This window comes from Bartonella sp. W8151 (assembly GCF_016100385.1).
In the GTDB taxonomy this organism is placed as follows: domain Bacteria; phylum Pseudomonadota; class Alphaproteobacteria; order Rhizobiales; family Rhizobiaceae; genus Bartonella; species Bartonella apis.
Genome location: NZ_JACFSO010000005.1, coordinates 66,027 through 86,008 on the forward strand (window position 1 = coordinate 66,027; position 19,982 = coordinate 86,008).

The 19,982-nt window shown below is 46.0% G+C and carries 17 protein-coding genes; 6 read left to right on the forward strand and 11 right to left on the reverse strand.

Features of this window, described 5'->3' with window-relative positions; all coding sequences use genetic code 11:
* Positions 1–39: 39 nt before the first annotated feature.
* Positions 40–726 (forward strand): MOSC domain-containing protein, encoded by a 687-nt coding sequence (locus tag H3V14_RS10400; RefSeq protein ID WP_198228481.1) that lies wholly within the window; start codon positions 40–42, stop codon positions 724–726.
* Between the two features lie 672 nt (positions 727–1,398).
* Entirely contained in the window at positions 1,399–2,247 is an 849-nt protein-coding gene (locus H3V14_RS10405) for an aldo/keto reductase (RefSeq protein WP_198228484.1), read from the forward strand.
* A gap of 577 nt (positions 2,248–2,824) precedes the next feature.
* Here H3V14_RS10405 and H3V14_RS10410 read toward each other — a convergent pair.
* The 4 genes from H3V14_RS10410 to H3V14_RS10425 all read right to left on the reverse strand — a co-directional run bounded on the left by H3V14_RS10410 (position 2,825) and on the right by H3V14_RS10425 (position 6,318).
* Positions 2,825–2,968, reverse strand: coding sequence for a hypothetical protein (locus H3V14_RS10410; protein WP_178391758.1), 144 nt, complete (start codon positions 2,966–2,968; stop codon positions 2,825–2,827).
* Between the two features lie 178 nt (positions 2,969–3,146).
* Entirely contained in the window at positions 3,147–4,022 is an 876-nt protein-coding gene (locus H3V14_RS10415; RefSeq protein ID WP_075915034.1) for an HlyD family secretion protein, read from the reverse strand.
* Positions 4,023–4,027: 5 nt separating this feature from the next.
* A complete protein-coding gene (locus H3V14_RS10420; RefSeq protein WP_075869218.1) occupies positions 4,028–4,231 on the reverse strand; it encodes a DUF1656 domain-containing protein in 204 nt (67 codons plus the stop codon).
* Complete coding sequence (locus tag H3V14_RS10425) at positions 4,228–6,318, reverse strand: FUSC family protein (RefSeq protein WP_198228486.1); 2,091 nt, start codon at positions 6,316–6,318, stop codon at positions 4,228–4,230. The genes H3V14_RS10420 and H3V14_RS10425 overlap by 4 nt, the downstream gene beginning before the upstream one ends.
* 367 nt (positions 6,319–6,685) lie before the next feature.
* Between H3V14_RS10425 and H3V14_RS10430 the strand changes: the two genes are divergently transcribed.
* From H3V14_RS10430 to H3V14_RS10440, 3 genes are all read left to right on the forward strand, one after another.
* The gene (locus H3V14_RS10430) at positions 6,686–7,444 is read left to right on the forward strand and encodes a 16S rRNA (uracil(1498)-N(3))-methyltransferase (protein ID WP_198228488.1); all 759 of its coding nucleotides are present in this window, start codon (positions 6,686–6,688) and stop codon (positions 7,442–7,444) included.
* A gap of 91 nt (positions 7,445–7,535) precedes the next feature.
* On the forward strand, positions 7,536–8,909 hold the full coding sequence (locus tag H3V14_RS10435) for a glutamate--cysteine ligase (RefSeq protein WP_198228490.1): 1,374 nt from the start codon (positions 7,536–7,538) through the stop codon (positions 8,907–8,909).
* Between the two features lie 409 nt (positions 8,910–9,318).
* The gene (locus tag H3V14_RS10440) at positions 9,319–10,407 is read left to right on the forward strand and encodes a hypothetical protein (protein ID WP_198228492.1); all 1,089 of its coding nucleotides are present in this window, start codon (positions 9,319–9,321) and stop codon (positions 10,405–10,407) included.
* A 215-nt stretch (positions 10,408–10,622) separates the two neighbouring features.
* Here the strand turns inward: H3V14_RS10440 and H3V14_RS10445 are convergent, their stop codons facing one another.
* From H3V14_RS10445 to H3V14_RS10455, 3 genes are all read right to left on the reverse strand, one after another.
* Entirely contained in the window at positions 10,623–11,432 is an 810-nt protein-coding gene (locus H3V14_RS10445; RefSeq protein WP_075869213.1) for a tetratricopeptide repeat protein, read from the reverse strand.
* A 211-nt stretch (positions 11,433–11,643) separates the two neighbouring features.
* Positions 11,644–11,871 (reverse strand): 30S ribosomal protein S21, encoded by a 228-nt coding sequence (rpsU, locus tag H3V14_RS10450; RefSeq protein ID WP_075869212.1) that lies wholly within the window; start codon positions 11,869–11,871, stop codon positions 11,644–11,646.
* Positions 11,872–12,687: 816 nt separating this feature from the next.
* Entirely contained in the window at positions 12,688–13,161 is a 474-nt protein-coding gene (locus H3V14_RS10455; RefSeq protein WP_198228494.1) for a MaoC family dehydratase, read from the reverse strand.
* Positions 13,162–13,472: 311 nt separating this feature from the next.
* Between H3V14_RS10455 and H3V14_RS10460 the strand changes: the two genes are divergently transcribed.
* Positions 13,473–14,789 carry an NAD(P)H-dependent oxidoreductase gene (locus H3V14_RS10460; protein WP_198223194.1) on the forward strand — a complete coding sequence of 439 codons (1,317 nt, stop codon included), beginning with the start codon at positions 13,473–13,475 and terminating at the stop codon, positions 14,787–14,789.
* An 805-nt stretch (positions 14,790–15,594) separates the two neighbouring features.
* Here the strand turns inward: H3V14_RS10460 and H3V14_RS10465 are convergent.
* From H3V14_RS10465 to H3V14_RS10480, 4 genes are read right to left on the reverse strand one after another with little or no spacing between them, the layout of a single operon-like run.
* Complete coding sequence (locus H3V14_RS10465) at positions 15,595–16,797, reverse strand: NnrS family protein (protein WP_198228496.1); 1,203 nt, start codon at positions 16,795–16,797, stop codon at positions 15,595–15,597.
* Between the two features lie 48 nt (positions 16,798–16,845).
* Positions 16,846–18,246, reverse strand: coding sequence for an NAD(P)(+) transhydrogenase (Re/Si-specific) subunit beta (locus H3V14_RS10470; RefSeq protein ID WP_075869206.1), 1,401 nt, complete (start codon positions 18,244–18,246; stop codon positions 16,846–16,848).
* 11 nt (positions 18,247–18,257) lie between these two features.
* Complete coding sequence (locus H3V14_RS10475) at positions 18,258–18,668, reverse strand: proton-translocating transhydrogenase family protein (protein ID WP_198214612.1); 411 nt, start codon at positions 18,666–18,668, stop codon at positions 18,258–18,260.
* On the reverse strand, positions 18,668–19,945 hold the full coding sequence (locus H3V14_RS10480) for a Re/Si-specific NAD(P)(+) transhydrogenase subunit alpha (RefSeq protein ID WP_198228498.1): 1,278 nt from the start codon (positions 19,943–19,945) through the stop codon (positions 18,668–18,670). The genes H3V14_RS10475 and H3V14_RS10480 overlap by 1 nt, the downstream gene beginning before the upstream one ends.
* Positions 19,946–19,982 lie beyond the last annotated feature (37 nt).

The window sequence follows — 19,982 nt, forward strand, 5'->3', positions numbered from 1 at the left end:
GCTTAACCACCAGCACCTATTATTATCGGTTTTAAAAAAATGGTAAAACTTTTAGCACTGTCAGTTGGTCCGATAAAAGCAATAGGACCAGAAAACTTGCCAAGCGGGATTGACAAAAAACCGGTTGACCTACCTCTGTTTCTTACCAAAACCGGTTTTATCGGTGACGAACAGGCAGACAAGAAACATCATGGTGGAGCGGAAAAGGCCGTTCATCACTATGATTTTGACCATTATGCTTTCTGGAAAAACGAGCTTGGGCATAAAGCGGTCTTTGATACGCCGACTGCCTTCGGGGAAAATCTGTCAACCTCCGGTTTGAGCGAGAAAGATATTGCTGTCGGGGATGTTTATCGTCTAGGGAAGGCTATCATAGAAGTTTCGCAAGGAAGACAGCCCTGTTTCCGGCTCAATGTAAGGTTCGGTGTCACCGATATGTCGGTGCGCACGCAAAAAAGCGGGCGAACGGGCTGGTATTATCGTGTGTTACAGGAGGGGGAAGTAGCTCTGCAAGACGAGCTTCAACTTATCGAACGGTTGCACGAAGAGTGGACGATTTATCGTTTATGGAAGGCTTTTTATGTGACCAGAACCGATTATGAAGAATTGTCGCATATTGCTTCATTGAACGAATTATCACCAAGCTGGCGCTCTCTTGCCCAAAAGCGGTTGGATAATCACGATATAGAAGACTGGACAAAGAGATTATATGGAGCAGCGAAATAATAATCCGGTATGCGCTTTTTCGCTTCAGTGCTTTATTGGTGATCATAGCTTTTACTTGTCTACACCTTCAGCCTTATTAACGTGGAAAATAACAAGAGTTTTCATGTTTCCTTGCGGGGTTTGATGTTGCTATCCGCAAAATAACGCGTTGCGGGTAAATTGGAATTTGATTCAGCGTTTGTCACCTGTTCGTCATATAAACATCGTGAAAAGCCAAGGGATCAAGGCATTTTGTTGCAACGGCTGAATAAACCGGTTTTCCAAAAAAATGCGAACCAAAAATGACATGTCAGGCGAAGCACCTGAATATCTAAAGGAGTCTGAAGGACGCATAATTTTAAAATTTTTTGAAAAATTAAAAATATAAAAGAATATTTTTTGAAGATGTTTTTATAAAATATAAAAATTCACTTAATTTAATCGAGATGAAAAATAGTCATGGAAAACAAAATATTCCGATTTGAATTTTAACGTTTAATTGTTGAATTTAATCGGAATAACATATTTCAAATAAGTTATGCGATGCACATCACTTTTTGTTTTTGAATTCTGTTTTTACCTTACTGTCAATTCAGGTGATTATGCATTATGATCTACTCCAATGAAAATCCATGAACGTCGCTGACGGGATGGAGTGTGGTTCATATTGCATAGGATAATCAAGGAGAATAGATGTCAGAACTTTCACAAAATAAATCGGTTCCCTTGCTTAAGATGAATGATGGCTTGTTCATTCCACAATTGGGCTTCGGGGTTTTTAAAATTCCCGAACGCGATACCAGAGACGCTGTTAAACAGGCAATAAAGACAGGCTACCGGCACATTGATACAGCCAAAGCTTATGATAACGAAGAAGGTGTCGGGCTTGGTGTTGCCGATTCAGGCATCGACCGCAAAAATATTTTTATTGCCACCAAAGTCTGGAATAGTGACCAAGGCTATGACAATACGATGCGCGCTTTTGAAGAAAGTGCAAAGCGGCTCCGCATGAACGCGGTTGATCTTTATCTTATCCATTGGCCCTTGCCAGCGCGTGATCTGTTTGTGGAAACGTGGAAAGCTTTGATCAGACTCAAACAGGAAAATCGTGTCCGGTCTATCGGCGTTTGCAATTTCCGTATTGTCGATCTTGAACGGCTTATCAAGGAAACAGGTGTTGCCCCCGCAGTCAATCAGGTGGAACTGCATCCGCATTTTCAACAAAAGCAATTACGCATTTTCCATGATAAAAACAATATATTGACCGAAGCATGGGCACCTCTCGGACGCGGCCAATTTTTTGATGATCCTGTGCTGAAAAAAATTGCAGATGAACATCATAAAACTGTCGCACAAATCATTTTGCGCTGGCATATGGAAATGGGCACGATTGCAATTCCAAAGTCCGGCTCTCCGGAACGTATGGCCGAGAATTTCAATATATTCGATTTTGCGCTTACCGCGGCAAATCATGACGCTATTGCCGCGCTTGATAAATTGGATGGACGTATGGGGCCGGACCCGTCCGAATTTCAGGCATGAATCTTATGAAAAATTCAGGCTGAAAGGTTTGAGAAAAACAGAATTTTAAAAGCGGAAGCTGTTTCAAGCTTTCGCTTTTTGTTTAGACATCCAATGTCCGATTTTTGGCGTGCTTGCTTATATTTTATTGCCAAATGATTTCCTCAATTTTTACAATCTTGTTTGATGAGAATGCCGTTGCCGATTGGTGATATGGTTATCTAAAATCCGATAATTGATGGCTTTGTTCCGATCACTGTAATAGGAGTGTGCCCCCGCGGAATTTGAAAATGCTTGGCGATAACAAAAGCAGCCATATTCGACTTTTTAATTCAGGAAAAATCGGGCTTTTCACATTTGTGAAGTTCGATTTGTTTACCGACAAAACGGATAATCAAAATTTAAGAAATTCCGCAAGCCGCCTTCAATCGGCGGAAAGAAGATTCCACAAAATTCAGCCGGTAAATTGAAACGGGAACAAATAGGCATATCGGAAACGGACGAAGAAATCATAAAAAGAAGGGGCCTGAAGGCCCCTTTTAAAGTTATGACTGCCGGCTTTCGTTTGACAAGGAAATCCGGTCAGATAATTCAAATATTAACGCATCGAGCTATGAACACCATAACCGTCTTTGCTCATAAACTCGTTATTTCCGGCACCGACCGAACCAATTCCGGCAGCAACTAGAATAAATGTGAAAAGAGCAGCAACAGTCACCAAGGTGGCTCTCTTGGCTGACATTTTATCTCTCCGATCAAATGTGATTATCAAGTTTTAATTTGTGTGTTGTCATATAGCGAAGTTTCTTTTTCGACAATGAATGAACAGCGCTTTATTCGGAGTTTTTGCCGATTAAAGTAAAAAAAAGTTAAATCTGTTGCACTTAGGTGACGAAAAAATTTTGACGAAAATCAACCGGTTATTTCTTGTTTTCTTCGATTGCGACACTGACAGTGCGTCCCGAAACAAGGTGGATATTGTCAGGTACCGGATCAAGTTTGATACGCACCGGTATACGTTGTGCAAGGCGAACCCAGTTGAATGTCGGTGCAACATTGGCAAGCAGGCTTGTGGTTTGCGTGCGCTCGCGATCTTCGATGCCTGCAGCAAAACCTTCAACAACGCCGGTCAACACAGTGCTTGATCCCATAATGTGGATGGTTGCACGACTGCCGATATGAATGCGGTCGAGTTTGTTTTCTTCAAAATAGCCGGATGCATAAAACGAATCGGTATCGACAAGCGCGGTAACTGGTTTGCCTTGCGTAACATATTCACCAGGTTCCAGAGAAAAATTGGTCAGTTTACCATTTACAGCAGCACGAACTGTCGAACGTTCAAGATCGAGTTTCGCCGTATCAAGTTGAACGATTGCCTTGCGCAATGTCGCTGCGGTTTGCAATTCCTGCATAGCGGCCGTCTCCAATTGTTGGCGGGTGATGGTTTTATCATCCAGTTTCTGGTCACGCTCGAGATCGCGTTTTGCCTGATCGTGAGCAGCTTTTGCATTGTCAACCATGGCTTGTGCATCTTCAAAAGCTAAAGAAAAACGTGCCTGATCAATCTTGAAAAGAACATCGCCCTTTTTGACATGTTGGTTATCGACGACATTGACCTCGGTTACAAAACCGGAAACATCAGGCGCGACACGAACAACATCGGCACTTATTTTACCGTCTCTTGTCCACGGGTCATTCATGTAATAGTTCCATAACTGCCAGAGGAGGAGGCCGGCCACCAGAGCCATGACAAGGGTGAAAAATATACGACCGGAATTGGCTATAAGCTTGTTCATATCCGTTAAATCCGAGTTACAATGAAAGAAAGAATACTCAAAATGATGAAATAGGTTGCCGCTGCAAAAAGCGCGTGGTGCCAGATGAAGCGTTCCAACCCTTTGCGCAAGATGAACCGCTGGAGAGCAACATTCAAAAAATAGCTGACAAGCGCCAGAATTCCGATTGTCGGAATATAGACACCATAAATATCAACCTCGGGGTTCATGAGTCATGTCCTTTGAAAATCGGAGGCAAGACCGCTTTGTAAGGCTTTGCATCACCAAACAAATTTTGCCGCAATCCGGTTAATGCAAACGAGATCTTCTGATGATCTTCCGAATCCGGAAGTGCAAGAGTCCAGTTGAGTGTTGTATCAATTGCTTCCAGCAATTCTTTGCCTTCGGGCACGTCGGTGCTATTTACTTTTACGCGATAGTAGAACGCCAGTTCCTCCAAAACATTGGCAAGATTTTGTCGATTGGTTGGCCCTTGTGAATCCTTCAAATGTTGCAATTCGATTGTATCAAGCCCCACACGGACATCTTTGAGAATATCGGTCTGGCGAACGCGTGAATGGATCGGGATCAAGGCATAACGTGGCGCAATCAAGCCATAGCGGTAAAGCATACGGTGTAACAATTCGTTATAGGCTTTGGTATTTGTCGGCCTTTCGGCAACTTCGATAATATCAAGCCAGCTTGCACGGATGAGGCGAAAAGCGCTCCATTCCGCACCGACGGAGCGTACGATGGAAGCCGTTGCTGCTGCAACAATAATTCCCAAAATCATTGCTGTATTGATATTGATGAAATTATAAAAATCACCACTCAATCGTGATTGCAGCAATAACAGATTGGGCAGGTTGACTGTCATTGTCATGCCCATGGCAAATTTTGAAGGGATGGCCATCATGATGCCGGCCGGTACCAGGACAAGTGCCAAACAAAGCATGAGCGGCAAATAGCCGTCCACAAGTGGTAAAATGCCGAATTGCAGGACAAATGCGATAACAAGAACCAAAAGAATTTGTTTCAGCATCCCGCGGATTGCCGGAACAGGATCGTCTTTGGTCGCAAAAAGGCTACTAAAAATACCGGTCATCATTGCAGCGGTAGCGCCTTGTGTCCATTCGGTCATACGCCACAAAGTCACAATAATGAAAATGGCAAGGATTGCAGAAAAGGCTGAAAGAAAGGCAATGCCGAAGTCATAGTGGATAGACCGGACTTCGCCCAGAAAATCGAAACGGTGCCAACGCAATTTGTGTTGGGTGCCGTTGACGATATCATTACGCAAATGCAGACAGTCGGAATAGATTTCCATAATATCAACAAGGCGTAATGTCAGATTGCGCGAAACAAGATCAAGCCATACTTTCGACCGGCCAATATCATCCAATATGGATTGCCTCAAAGCTTTGATGCGGGCGATGCCTTCCGGCTTCATTGGCTCGTGGGTTTTAAGCCAGGCAGCGGTTTCTTCAATCAATTCGTCAAGTTTGGTGCTGTTGCTTTTGCCGTCACATTGCTCTGTAATCAATTTGTTGCGCCGGTTGATAAGATCGTTGCAGCTCGCAACCATCGGTAATAAAGAAACCATGCGGCTTTGCAAAACGCGCATGGCATTGACAGTGGATGGCAATGTCGAAGAGTCATAAGTGACATGCGTGGTAAAGGCGCGCAAATCAACGGCATCAATTGCCAGTTTTTGGCGTCTTTTTAATGCGTCTTCGCTTTTGCCTTGTCCTCTAATGTACATAATTGCAAGATCGGCACTATTTCTGAGCCATTTATCAATACGCTCTGCCAGAACCGGCCCTGCATGACGGGGAAAAACAAGGCGGCCAACTAGCGCGGCAGAAATGATGCCGACGCCGATTTCTTCCACACGACTTGCCGAATAATCAAAGACTGTTTCCGGCTCGTCGACGATCATAAATCCGATAATGCAGATGCTATAGCCGGCAAGCATCGAGACGTAAGCGCGCGGCGACCGGTCCAATACGCTGATGAACAAACAACAGCCAAGCCAGAGGGCAAGCCCCAAAGTCGTAAGCTCGGGTGAGGGGATAAGCATGGGCAACATGATAACGGTTGCCATGCCGCCGATTACCGTTCCAAGAAGTCGATAAAATGCTTTGGAAGTCAAAGCCCCCGATAGCGGGTTGGCAACGATATAAACGGCTGTCATCGTCCAATAAGGGTTTGGAAGATCGCATAAAAAGGCGATATAAAGAGCCAAAGCCGCGGCTGCAAAAGTTTTCAGGGAAAAGACAACATCCCAAACAGTCGGTTGTTTAACGCTAACAGTCATAAATTTTCAAACAAACACAATAAGCGGGCAAAAAGACAATTCCCCTTTGTCCGGAATAACACAATAAAGCTGCTTTCCTACGAGATCACTAATCTGACAGCGTTGAGAGAAGGTAGTTTCTTCTCATATTTAGTTTTATTTTTTTAAAGTTTCTAGTCACCTTTATGTAAAAAGTAACTACGAATTTTGAAACATTCACTATATTGTTGAGCTTGATTTTTTTAAAAGGCTGGAAAACCGGCCTTAAGAGCCCCTATCGACCGGCATTTTGAAAAATTCCCGACGGGTGGATAAGTTGGTGGGTGATGGGGCATTCGGAAATTTTAAAAGCTTTTTTAAAAAAGCACGGGCAGAAAAGTGAGAAGCAATGCGCGCCAATTATAAATTACAGAGACTTTTTGTCGAAGAACCGTTGTCAGCCTGCGGGAAACTGGATCTTGATGAAACCCGTTCGCATTATCTTAAAAATGTACTGCGGATGAACGAAGGAAGCGAGCTTCTGCTTTTCAATGGAAAAGATGGCGAATGGCGTGCAAAAATTTATGAAATCAAAAAGAAAATTGTAGTGCTGGAGCTCGTTTCAAAAGAGCGTGGGCAGGCCGCACCTGCCGATCTCGTCTATTGTTTTGCGCCGCTTAAACACGCCCGCCTTGATTATATGGTGCAGAAGGCGGTGGAAATGGGGGCATCGGTTTTGCAACCGGTTATAACCCGTTTCACACAAGTGACGCGGCTGAACGAAGAGCGTATGCAAGCTAACATCATTGAAGCATGTGAACAATGTGGTGTTCTTTCTATCAGTTCTTGCCGCAGTCCGGTTTCACTTGGAGAGCTTTTGAAAAATTGGCAGCAGGAACGGCATCTTATTTTTTGTGATGAAGCTGCTGATACGCAAAATCCGCTTGAAATATTGAAAAAGATGCCGCGAGCTCCACTTGGTGTGCTTATCGGGCCGGAAGGTGGTTTCAGTGATGAAGAACGCTCTCAACTCAAGCAATTTCCGTTTGTTCATGCGATCCCCTTGGGACCCAGAATTTTGCGAGCGGATACCGCTGCGGTTGCGGCCCTTGCAGTTATTGATGCAACTTTGGGTGATTGGCGCGACGACGAGCGGTCTCTGATATGAGGGCAGTGGGACTTGAAATTGTGGTACTTGAAAGAGTGATGAAAACGATTAAAAGATAAGATAAATTACAAAAAATTGGAAATTGTGAGTTATGGCGCGCGACATTGAAGATGAAACAGCAATCAACGGTTTTGATGATCTGGTAAACTATCTTGCGGGTGGCGCGAAAACTTCCGATAAATGGCGAATTGGGACCGAACACGAAAAATTTCCGTTTTTTGTCGAGGGTAACCGCCCTGTCCCCTATGAAGGTAAAAGGAGCATTCGTGCCTTGCTTGAAGGCATGCAAGCCATGCTCGGCTGGGAACCGATCCTTGATGAAGGAAAAATTATCGGATTGTTAGAGCCGACGGGTGCTGGCGCCATTTCTCTTGAACCGGGTGGGCAATTCGAACTTTCGGGTGCACCAGTCAAAACAATTCACCAGACTTGCCGCGAAGTAAATGCCCATCTTGCACAAGTCAAGGAAATTGCAGCACCTCTTGGTATCGGCTTTCTGGGACTCGGCGGTAGCCCCAAATGGCGTCTTGACGAAACGCCCCAAATGCCCAAGTCACGTTACCATATTATGACCAACTATATGCCGAAAGTGGGCAAGCACGGTCTTGATATGATGTATCGGACCTGCACAATTCAGGTTAATCTGGACTTTTCATCGGAAACAGATATGCGCCGTAAAATGCAAGTTTCGATGAAATTGCAATCGATTGCCACAGCACTTTTTGCCACTTCGCCATTCACAGAAGGAAAGCCGAACGGCTTCATGTCATGGCGTTCGGAAATATGGCGTGATACCGATAACCGTCGCGCCGGCGTTCTGCCTTTTGTTTTTAACGAAAATTTCGGTTTTGCCGATTATGCCGCATGGGCCCTTGATGTGCCTATGTATTTTGTTGTTCGTGACGGACATTATCATGATTGCACCGACATCACATTCCGCCAATTCATGGAAGGTGCTTTAAAGGGAAAAGTTGACGATTATCGCGCCAATATGGGCGATTGGATCAACCATCTTTCAACATTGTTTCCGGAAGTTCGGCTCAAACGTTTTCTGGAAATGCGTGGTGCCGATGGTGGCCCGTGGCGTCGTATCTGTGCACTGCCGGCTTTCTGGGTTGGCTTACTCTATGATGAAGAGGCACTCGATAGCGCCTATGAGATGACAAAAGATTGGGGCTATGAGGAAGTTCTTGCTATGCGCAACCTTGTTCCCGTTGAAGGGTTGAAAACACCTTTCCGCAATACAACTATTCTGGAAATTGCCCGTCAGGCCCTTGATATTTCCCGAAAAGGTCTCGCCAACCGTAAAAAATTGAATGCCGATGGTGACGATGAAACATGTTTTCTCGATCCCCTCTTCGAGGTGGCAATGACCGGAAAATGCGATTCGGAAAGACTGATATCCAAATTCCATTCGGTTTGGGGGGGTTCGGTTGATCCGGTCTTTTTGGAATATGCATATTAAGCTTTCGGGTAAAGACTAAGCGGGCGGCATCAATCTATCTGGCTCTCGCTTTTGAACTGTGCTCGGTTTTGGTACTGCATCCGCTTTTGGAACTGTCTTCGCGTAATTTGAAAAGCCGGAACGGGGAAATTAGGCATTTTATCACCTCTATTTTGCGGTTTGTTGAAGGCAAAGCCGGCTTTAATCAACAGAGAATGTTGATTGTCCCGATTTATGAAGAAACGCTTTTCCGTTCCTGTAAAGTTTGCGGATTTTGAAAGTGATTAAAAGCATTATTATAGAAGTTATTTTTTAAAAAAATCCGGATTATTGCATTTTTAAGAAAAATAAAATCCTGATTGTCTTGTTTTTGGACATATCGAATGCCCATATCAATATTGAGTAAACAAGAGAGGAAAGGGATTTCTCAATGCAGCATGTCGATATTCCATCAATGACGGATTTTAACAAATTGCGAGAGGTGAGAGCTGATGCATGTGTATCAATATACTTGCCGACTACACCGATTACATCCGAAATTGGTGCCAGTAAAATTGAATATGCAAATCAAGTGAAGGAAGCGTTGGCGCAATCCCAGTCTTTGACTGACAAAAGACGTCTGTCAGCGATGGAAAACCTGTTGACCGGTCTTTCCGATTATGAGGAATTCTGGTTGAAGCAGGCACGCAGTCTTGCAGTTTTGGCAACCCCCGATCACATATGGACTTTCCGCCTTGCAAACCGGTTGAAGTCTTTTGTCGAAGTGGCTGACCGTTTTATGCTGAGCCCGCTTCTTCGTTCGATTACTTTTGCCCATACGGCTCATGTCGTGGTTATTTCTGAATCAACCGCGCGTCTTATTGAAATAGCAAATGATATCGAACCATTCGAAGTCAAGGTGCCGGATATGCCGAAAAATATGAATAGCGCAACCGGTACGGGAAACGAAAAAATCAGTTCCAATACGGCAGCCCGTTTGACCCAATATTGCCGTCTTGTTGATTCTGCTTTGCGTCGTTATTTGACGCGGTCGGACATTCCTTTGATTGTTGCCGGAAGTGATGCGGCAATCAATGCTTTCCGTTCCGTTTATAGCGGCAGCAACCTGATCGGAGAGATTGTGAATGCAGGGCTTGACCGCGCAAATCCGACAGAAATCGGTGATCTTGCCCGTCCGGTTCTTGATCGCTATTATGAACGGCAAGTTGCCGATATACGCTCTCGTTTCGAACATCTGACGAACGAGGGGCGTACCACAACCGATATTGCACTTGCTGCACGTGCAGCAACATTCGGCCAGATTGATACTCTGCTTGCCGATATGGATGAAATGGTTCACGGCACTGTTGACGAAAAAACCGGTGCGGTTACTTTCGGTAAGGAAGGGCCGGATACCTATAATGTGGTGGACGAGATAGCAAGCCGCGTTCTTGCCAATGGTGGCCATGTGCTTGCAGTGCGCAAGAGCGATATTCCCAATAACCAATCGCTTGCAGCGATTTTCCGTTTCAGAATGTAGGAAATACAATTTTTCTGGTGCCGCTCCTTCGTTGAAGGGGCGGCTTTTTCAAAGCTGTAAATTCTTTTAAAACACATTATCAATTCAGAGCCTGAAACAAATTTTTGTTTCAGGCTTTTTGATTTTTCCAAACAGGCTGTCATGTGCCCACCGATTGATTGAATTGGGGGCATAAATAGAACAGCAGTGACGGACTTGCTAACGAAGTCGGATAATCACCCGCGCGTACGGCGTTGTCCTTCCTTAGCCGGCTTGAAATTCGGATCAAGGGTGACTGCCTTTGTGTAGGACGCGTAGGCTTTCTTCTTCTCGCCGCGATGTTCATAAACCATTGCCTGGTTTGACCAACTTTCAGCAATGTTGCTATCAAGACGTATTGCTGCATTGAAATCATCAAAGGCATTATCCCAGTCGCCAAGTGCGGCATATGAAAGTCCGCGTCCGTTATAAGGGGCGGGTGCATTCGGCTGGCGCGACATGGCTGCACCAAAATCCGAGATTGCCTGCTGCTGATCACCACGAGCCTGTTCGATGAGCGCACGGTTGTGCCAAGCACGTCCATCGGTTGTGCCAGCCTGAATGGCACTGTTGAAATCGTTATAGGCAAGATCAAGCTTACCGCTTAAACGGTAGACATTTCCGCGTCCGATCAATGCAACGTCATAATTCGGATTGATTGCCAAAGCACGGTTATAATCGGCAATTGCAGCCGACATATTTCCCATATTGCGATAGATCAAAGCACGATTGGCATAGGCGTTATAGAAATTCGGGTTAAGTGAAATGGCCGAGGTAAAGTCGGCAATTGCTTCCTTGTTACGGCCGGCGCGCCCATAAGCCGAACCACGCACGTTATAGCCTGCTGGGTCACGCGGATTGGCCTTGATAACGGCAGTGAGCGAAGAAATATTCTCGTGCGAGCCTTGAGCAACATCATCAGGATCGAGGACGTTATTGGTCGAGCTGCATCCCGCAAAAACGACAGCACCTAAAAGAAAGAAAGCAGAAAGTTTCAATTTTTTCATCGGGTACGATCCTGTTCAAGACAAATTCACGGTTGTTAAATCACCCAAATTCAACAACTAAGATACAACAAAAAAGTGGAAATGCGTTCTGCATCTCCACTCGTATGAGGCGAAAATTCAACTTCGCAGAATCCATCTTTTGCCAAAACACTTTACACACCGCGAGAGAAACCCCACACGTTCGATAGAATATTTCAGCAACTTCTGAATATCAGTGAGCAGAACCGCGGCCGCTCACCAAACCTTCACGCTGTGCGCGTTTGCGTGCCAACTTACGGGCACGACGGATAGCTTCAGCCTTTTCACGGGCGCGCTTTTCCGACGGCTTTTCATAATGGCCGCGCATCTTCATTTCACGGAAGATACCTTCACGTTGCATTTTCTTTTTCAGCGCACGGAGCGCTTGGTCAACATTGTTATCGCGAACGAGTACTTGCACGTTTAATCCTGCTTTGTTTTCAATATCTCAGTTAAATGGGTAAAACCCAGACGTACCAAGCCAGCAAAGGCATGGTTTCAAATGATTGCGGTGCAAATACCACAAAAAAGGCGTGCTTGTCTATATTGCTTTTCCAAAAGCTGCGTTTTTTAAAAAATTTATTGGTCTTTATTCGCTTTGAGTGATGAAAACACGAAAAAAGAGCCAAAACAATCGATTATTTTACTCGATTTTCTATAGAAACGACCCAGTTTCAAAAAAACTTCAAACAAAAATATCGCAAAAATTGTTCCCGATGGAAAGGAAACATCAAAGAGCGACTCGCTTTTTAACAATTGCGATTTCGATGATATTTCCTGAAAAGAGGCGGTGAAAAGTGACCATTTTGATGAAATTCCGGAATCAGGATTAAATTGCCAGAATTAAATTGCCAGAATTAAACAGAATGAAATAACAAAAAGAAGGGGTGAAAAAATCGAATAAAAATCGGATGAAACTTGTAAACGCAATGCGACAACTGTTGCATGAAAATGTTGCTTTTATCGAAAAATGATATTGTCTTTACCTGCAATATATAAAAGGGGATCATCGGCATTAGTGCGGAATTTTCAAACGATACTGCCGATCTATCAAATATTGAAAAGCTCCGACCTCAAAACAATTTCCGATATCTCGCCTTTTTCAGACAATTCTCGAAAAAGCAGTCTTTAGCAAAAATTTCCGAATGACATGAAAATTATGAATTCCGGATGAGCTCACCCCGATCTTCAACAATTGTGAAGCTTGTTGGGGGAGCCCCATAAAATCGGCTAAAACTCAGGAAGCTTTTGTGGGAACCATAGCGATTGTAATCCAGTCGGCAGTCAAAGCCGGTTTTTTCACATTTTCGATTTCAAGGGTTACGCCATAATGAAAAACGATTCGGCCGGAAGGGCGAATTTCCGCATTGGTCAAAACAAAATGGGCACGAACCTTTGCACCGGTCTTGACGGGGCTCATCAACCGCACTTTGTCAAAACCGTAATTGATACCCATTGTTGTCCCCTCAAGCTCGGGAAGGGCCTCGTAGGCCAATGTCGACAACAGCGAAAGGGTTAGAAAGCCGTGGGCAATTGTGCCGCCAAAGGGCGTTTCTTTGGCTCGTTTTTCATCAACGTGGATCCATTGATGGTCATCGGTTGCATCGGCAAACTGGTTAATCATTTCCTGCGTGACAGTACGCCAATTCGAAACGCCTACTTCTTTGCCGATTGAAGCGGGAATATCATCAACAGTCACTTTGCCGGGCATGAATGTTTTCCTTATCAATATTTTGTCGCGGTCGCCTCTCATCGGCGAAAGACCGCTTATTTATGAGCTCAAGCTGCTTATACAGGCCAAATAATTTTCGCGCAAATTTTTGTTTGGAAAATGTGTGGGGGGTTATTCTGCTCTCTGCTCTCTGGACTTTGGCATCGACCAATCACGAGCCTTGCAATTTTTAACCGTTGTTATTAGACCTTTGAAGAAAAGATTATGCGCTGAACGAGTGGCAAAACCCGATTTTAGGAATATTTTATCGGGCTGATGAATGACCGTTTTTTACCGGAGAATTTTTTGAAATGACAAGCAATGTAGCCCTTATCGGTTTGGCCCGCGACCTTAAAAAACGCGAAGAAAGTGGCAAGCCCATCCGTATAGGGCTTGTCGGTTGCGGGGAAATGGGAACCGATCTGTTGACAGGTGTCGCCCATATGGATGGCATCGAGGTTGCAGCGGTTTCGACAAGGACACCTGAACGTGTGCTTGATGCGGCAAAAATTGCCTATGACGAAACGGGGCATGCAAAGGAAGTTTCCAATGCGTCGGAAATGACAGCAGCAATCGAAGAAGGAAAAATTGCCGCCACTGACGATCTTGATATGTTGCTAAAAAACGAGCTTGTCGATGTTATCGTCGATGCGACTGGCTATCCCGAAGCAGGCGCGGAAATCGGTTATAAAACGCTGCAAAACAACAAACACATTGTTATGATGAATGTCGAGGCCGATGTCACAATTGGTCCCTATCTTAAACATGAAGCCGAAAAACGTGGCCTTATCTACACACTTGGTGCCGGTGACGAGCCATCTTCCTGCATGGAGCTTATCGAATTTGTTTCGGCACTCGGGCACAACGTTGTTGCTGCCGGAAAGGGCAAAAACAACCCGCTCGATTTTGATGCAATTCCCGATCATTATGAAGAAGAGGCAAAGAAACGCAATATGAATGTGCGTATGCTTGTCGAATTCATTGACGGTTCAAAAACCATGGTCGAAATGACGGCCATTGCCAACGCAACCGGCCTTGTTCCCGATTGCCCCGGTATGCATGGCCCGAAAGCCGATATCGACCGGCTAAACAAAGTGCTTATTCCGGAAAAAGATGGTGGCGTTTTGTCAAAATCCGGCGTTGTCGATTATTCGATCGGGCGGGGTGTTTCACCGGGAGTTTTTGTGGTTGCAGAAATGCGTCATCCCCGTGTTTGGGAACGTATGGAAGATTTGAAAATCGGTGAAGGACCTTATTTTACATTCCATCGTCCTTATCATCTCACAGCAATGGAAGTGCCGCTCACCTGTGCACGCGTCATGCTTTACGGAAAGGCCGATATGGTACCACTTGATCGGCCGGTTGCAGAAGTTTGCGCCGTTGCCAAGAAAGATTTGAAACCCGGAGACAAGCTCGATTTTATCGGACTTTATACCTATCGTGCCTGGAATATGACAGTCGAGGATGCAAGGAAGCACCAGGCAATTCCTTGTGGTTTGCTTGAAGGGGCAACTGTTACCGCACCGATCAAGAAGAACGAACTCATCACTGTAAAAAATGCTGCGATCAATGAGAACCAGTGGATTGCACGCTTACGCAAAAAACAGGATAAACTCATTTACGGCTGATCGGGAGTTTTAAAACACCGCCGCTGATAAACGATAAAAATACAGTCATAACCACCATTGGATAAGGCTTTGTATTTGGCAAACAAGAAAGTCGATTTTTTGCCAAATGTGAAGCCAAGTGTTTGTTTTTTGCATCAGACAACGTCTCTCGTCGAAAGGGACCTATGCTATTGTGATTTTTAAAGCCCTTGATGCGTGACGTTGCCGGATAACAACTATCGAAAAGGGGAAACGGAAAGGCATAACCCGTCATCTACTTTCTGAAGTTCTCATGTGCCTTGGTCAACAAGACGGACTTCTCTTTATCAACGACACGCAACATCAAAGACCGGCAATTTTCCGTTTGTCCGCTTTACCTTCGATGATTCATGCGGCCGAGATTCCCATAGTTTCAAATTCTCGTTGGAATGAAAAAGGCCAAGAAGGAAGAAAAGGCGAACGAAGCGGGGCGTTCGAGAATAAGTGTAATTTGTTCTTCACGCCACAAGTTTATCACGCTGAGAGGTTATAGCTGCTACTGCGGTTTTTAAAGTAGACTTACGCGGCGGTTTAAGAACCGGATAAACAGAAATTCCGTCAACATGACTCAAAGGAAAAGGGATTCTTCAACAAGCGCGCTCACGAAAATCACGGCGAGAAGAAGCCCTACATAATCGTTTTATGAAATATCTATAGGAACCCGTCTCTTCGCATTTCGGAGCCAAAAATAGAGACAGACCGTTATTTTGGCTGTGAAAGCTTTTGAAGTTCAATCAGGCAAACCCTTTAAAGGGAAATTGCGTTTTGCTTATCCCGATAATGACCTTCAATTCGGAACGCGTGGTTTGCGTGGTTTGGTAAGGATATTCCAGTAAAGCACAACGAAACCCAAAAAAGCCAGAATCCATAAAGTTCCGGCAATGTGAAGCGTTGGCAGATTGTTATTGGCAATGCCGGCAAAAAGCCGCAGCCAGACCGATAGAAACAACGCAAGGTAAACCAGTACGACCGGCCAGGAAACTGTAAGTGGCCGACCGGCGTGACCAAGACTTGCGCGCGTCATCACGGCCATTGTCATCATGCCGATGCCACCGGCCATCCATAAATGTTGCACCGGTGCGCGTCCCCCCGGAATAATTCCGAACGTGCCAAGCGCCAAAGCGATAAACCCTAGCGGAATAAACAGAAAGCCGACATGAAGCACAAAAACCAGCGGTTCTCTTAAAGTTGCCAAACCACGCCAACGTTGAAGCCGGTAAAGATTGGCAATGCCACAAAGGCCGCACAATAGGGCGGTCAATTTTGTGTCGGGAAAGAGAATCCACATAACGAGGCAAATAGCCGTAAAAAACATGATGGTTTGGTCAACGCGCCCGTGTGGAGCCGGCAGTTTTGTGTTCCCGCGTTTGGCAAGCCAATTGCGTGTGAAACTTGGCACAATCCGTCCACCGATAATGGCAATAAGGAAAACCGCAATGGCAAGGGCAAGGCGAGCTCCATAACCGTCGGCAGCATAACCATCATTAAAGGCTTCACAATCGAAAATCAGATTGGCGCAGAAAAGCAGAACAAGCAAAATAAGCACTTTGAGATTACGCCAGTTTTTTCCATGTATAATTTCACGCCCGATAGCGATGGTGAAAAGTAGCGGAAACAGCAAATCAAGGCCGACTGTCACAGTCGCTGGCAAATCGGATGAAAGCACCATGGCAATGCGCCCGATAAGCCAAATGGATACGAGACCCAAAAGCGGCCAGCCGACAATTGGCAAACGACCGGTCCAATTGGGAACGGCAGTCATCAAAAAACCGGCAATGACGGCCCATAAATAACCGAAGAGAAAGCTGTGTGCGTGCCAGGAAAACGGATCAATTCCGATTGCCAGCACATCTTTGCCGGAAAAAAGGAAAATCCAGATAAACAGACTCAATACAGCCCAGATACTTGCGAACAAAAAAAATGGCCGATAACCGTAACTCAAAAGTGCCGGACCTTGCCACGCCCTCATCTGTTCGGCCGAACTTGCCATGATCATGTCCTCAAAAAAGATGCCGCCTTAGTGGCGGCATCTTAAGGTTTATTCCATGGCTTTGACAATGCTTTCGACCATTTTTTTGGCATCGCCAAAAAGCATCATGGTGTTGTCACGGAAAAACAGCTCGTTTTCAACGCCTGAATAGCCTGTTCCCATGCCACGTTTCAGAAACAGAACTGTTCCTGCTTTTGACACGTCGAGAATCGGCATGCCATAAATCGGCGAAGAAGGATCCGATTTGGCAGCAGGGTTGGTCACGTCATTGGCACCAATGACAAAAGCAACATCTGCTTCCGCAAATTCGGAATTAATATCGTCAAGCTCGAAAACTTCGTCATAGGGCACATTGGCTTCGGCAAGCAGCACATTCATGTGGCCGGGCATACGACCGGCAACCGGATGAATGGCATATTTGACTTCGACGCCGTTTTCCTTGAGCTTGTCGGCCATTTCACGCAGCGCGTGCTGAGCCTGTGCAACAGCCATGCCATATCCCGGTACGATAATGACCTTGTTGGCATTTTTCATAATGAACGCCGCATCGTCAGCCGACCCCTGTTTGACAGGACGGCGTTCGACTTCGTTATGTCCGGCAGGACCGGCACTTTCACCACCGAATCCGCCAAGGATCACGGAAATGAACGAGCGGTTCATGCCTTTACACATAATGTAGGAAAGGATGGCACCGGAAGATCCGACCAATGCACCGGTGATGATCAAAGCCATATTTCCGAGAGTAAAACCGATACCCGCGGCTGCCCATCCCGAATAGGAATTGAGCATGGAAACAACAACCGGCATATCAGCGCCACCGATCGGCACAATCAGTGTGACACCGATAACAAGCGACAAAAGAACAATAAGCCAGAAAACCAGATGGCTTTCGGTTCCGACAAGTGCGGCGATGAGAACAACGATTGCCGCTGCAAGAACAATGTTGATCAAGTGCCGGTTTGGCAAAATGATCGGCTTACCGGACATACGTCCATCAAGTTTTAAAAACGCAATGATGGAACCGGTAAAGGTTATCGCACCGATTGCGACACCGATTGCCATTTCAACAAGTGCCCGCCCGTGGATAGAGCCGATTTCGCCAATGCCGAATGAATGCGGCGAATAAAGTGCACCGGCGGCCACCATAACGGCAGCAAGACCGACGAGCGAATGGAAAGAGGCAACAAGTTGCGGCATTGCCGTCATGGCAATGCGGCGGGCAATGATAGCACCGATAGCGCCACCGATGGCAAGACCTATAATGATGAGGACAAGGCCACCGAAGCTTGGACGGGCAAGCAATAGTGTTGTGATGATGGCAACAGCCATGCCGACCATGCCATAGGCATTGCCCTTGCGGCTTGTTGTCGGATGGGAAAGCCCGCGTAGCGCCATGATGAACAGGACACCGGAAACGAGATAAAGAAAGGCGGCAAAATTAACACTCATAGTTTCAAGCCTCACTTATCTTTTTTCTTGTACATGGCAAGCATGCGTTGGGTAACGAGAAAGCCGCCGAAAATATTGACGCTTGCAAGTACCAGTGCGATGAAGCCGAAAGTGCTTGCAAGGCCTGAAGACGAAAGACCGACAGCAAGCAGCGCACCAACGACGATAACTGAAGAAATCGCATTGGTAACAGCCATCAGCGGTGTGTGGAGAGCCGGTGTGACTGCCCAAACAACATAATAGCCGACAAAAATCGCCAGTACGAAGATCGCGAACTGGAAAATGAACGGGTCAATAACACCGCCGGTCACATTGTGGACGGCATCAACGGCATTACTGGAGATTTGGCCGCCTGCTTCGCGCACAGCGGCAATGGCCTGATCCAGACCTTGAAGGGCTTTGTCGAGAGCCTCGTTAGACATTATCTGGCTCCTTTTTCATCTGTTTTTTTATCCGCTTTGGCGGCTGGTTCTTTATGTTTCGAGGATGTATGGTTTGCCGGTTTTTCAGCCTTTTCATCGGCTTTTTTTGCCGGAGCCGGTTTTTTATCGGCGGCTTTTTTCTCCGATTCTTCTGCAAAGCGGGGATGAACAACATGACCGTCGAAAGTGAGCAATGTCGCTTTGACGAGCTCGTCATTCCGGTCGATAGTAAACGCTTTTGTCTCCTTGTTTGTCATGATATCGACAAAGGCATAAAGATTGCGCGCATAAAGCTGGGAAGCGGTAGCGGCAATACGACCCGGAACATTGGTGAAGCCGATAATCTTCACCCCTTCGACTTCGACAATCTTATTAGCGACAGCGCCTTCGACATTGCCACCTCTTTCAACGGCAAGATCAACAACGACCGAACCTTGACGCATGGTTTTAAGCATCGCTTTAGTGATAAGGCGCGGTGCGGGACGACCGGGAATCAATGCGGTTGTAATGACGATATCCTGTTTGGCAATATGCTCGGCAGTCAAAGCAGCCTGTTTTTGCTGGTATTCCTTAGACATTTCCTTGGCATAGCCACCAGCCGTTTCAGCCGCTTTGAATTCATCATCCTCGACGGCGATAAATTTTGCACCAAGGGACGCGACCTGCTCTTTTGCCGCAGGGCGCACGTCATTTGCCGTGACCGATGCACCCAGACGCCGTGCAGTGGCAATGGCCTGAAGACCGGCAACACCCGCCCCCATGATGAAAACCTTGGCAGCCGGAACGGTTCCTGCCGCGGTCATCATCATGGGAAGGGCGCGGTCGTAATATTCGGCTGCATCAATCACTGCCTGATAACCGGCAAGATTTGCCTGTGATGACAGAACATCCATGACTTGCGCACGCGTAATGCGCGGCATGAATTCCATTGAAAAGGCATTCAATCCGGCTTTGGCCATGGCCTTGACATCATTCTCGTGGCCGAATGGATCGAGAATGCCGATAAGACTTGCACCCTTTTTATATTGCGACAGTTCCTTGGCATCCGGACGGCGCAATTTTAAAATGATGTCGGCTTTGCTTGCCTCGTTTGCACCAACGATTTTTGCACCGGCTTCCTTGTAGTCCTCGTCACTTATCAAGGACTGGAGACCGGCACCTTTCTCGACCGACACATCATAGCCGAGATTGATAAGCTTTTTGACAGTTTCAGGAGACGCGGCAACGCGTGTTTCCCCTTCGGCTGTTTCTTTGGCAACAAAAACTGTTTGACCCAAATGTTATCTCCTTGAGTTTCAGGGAAGACAAACTGTC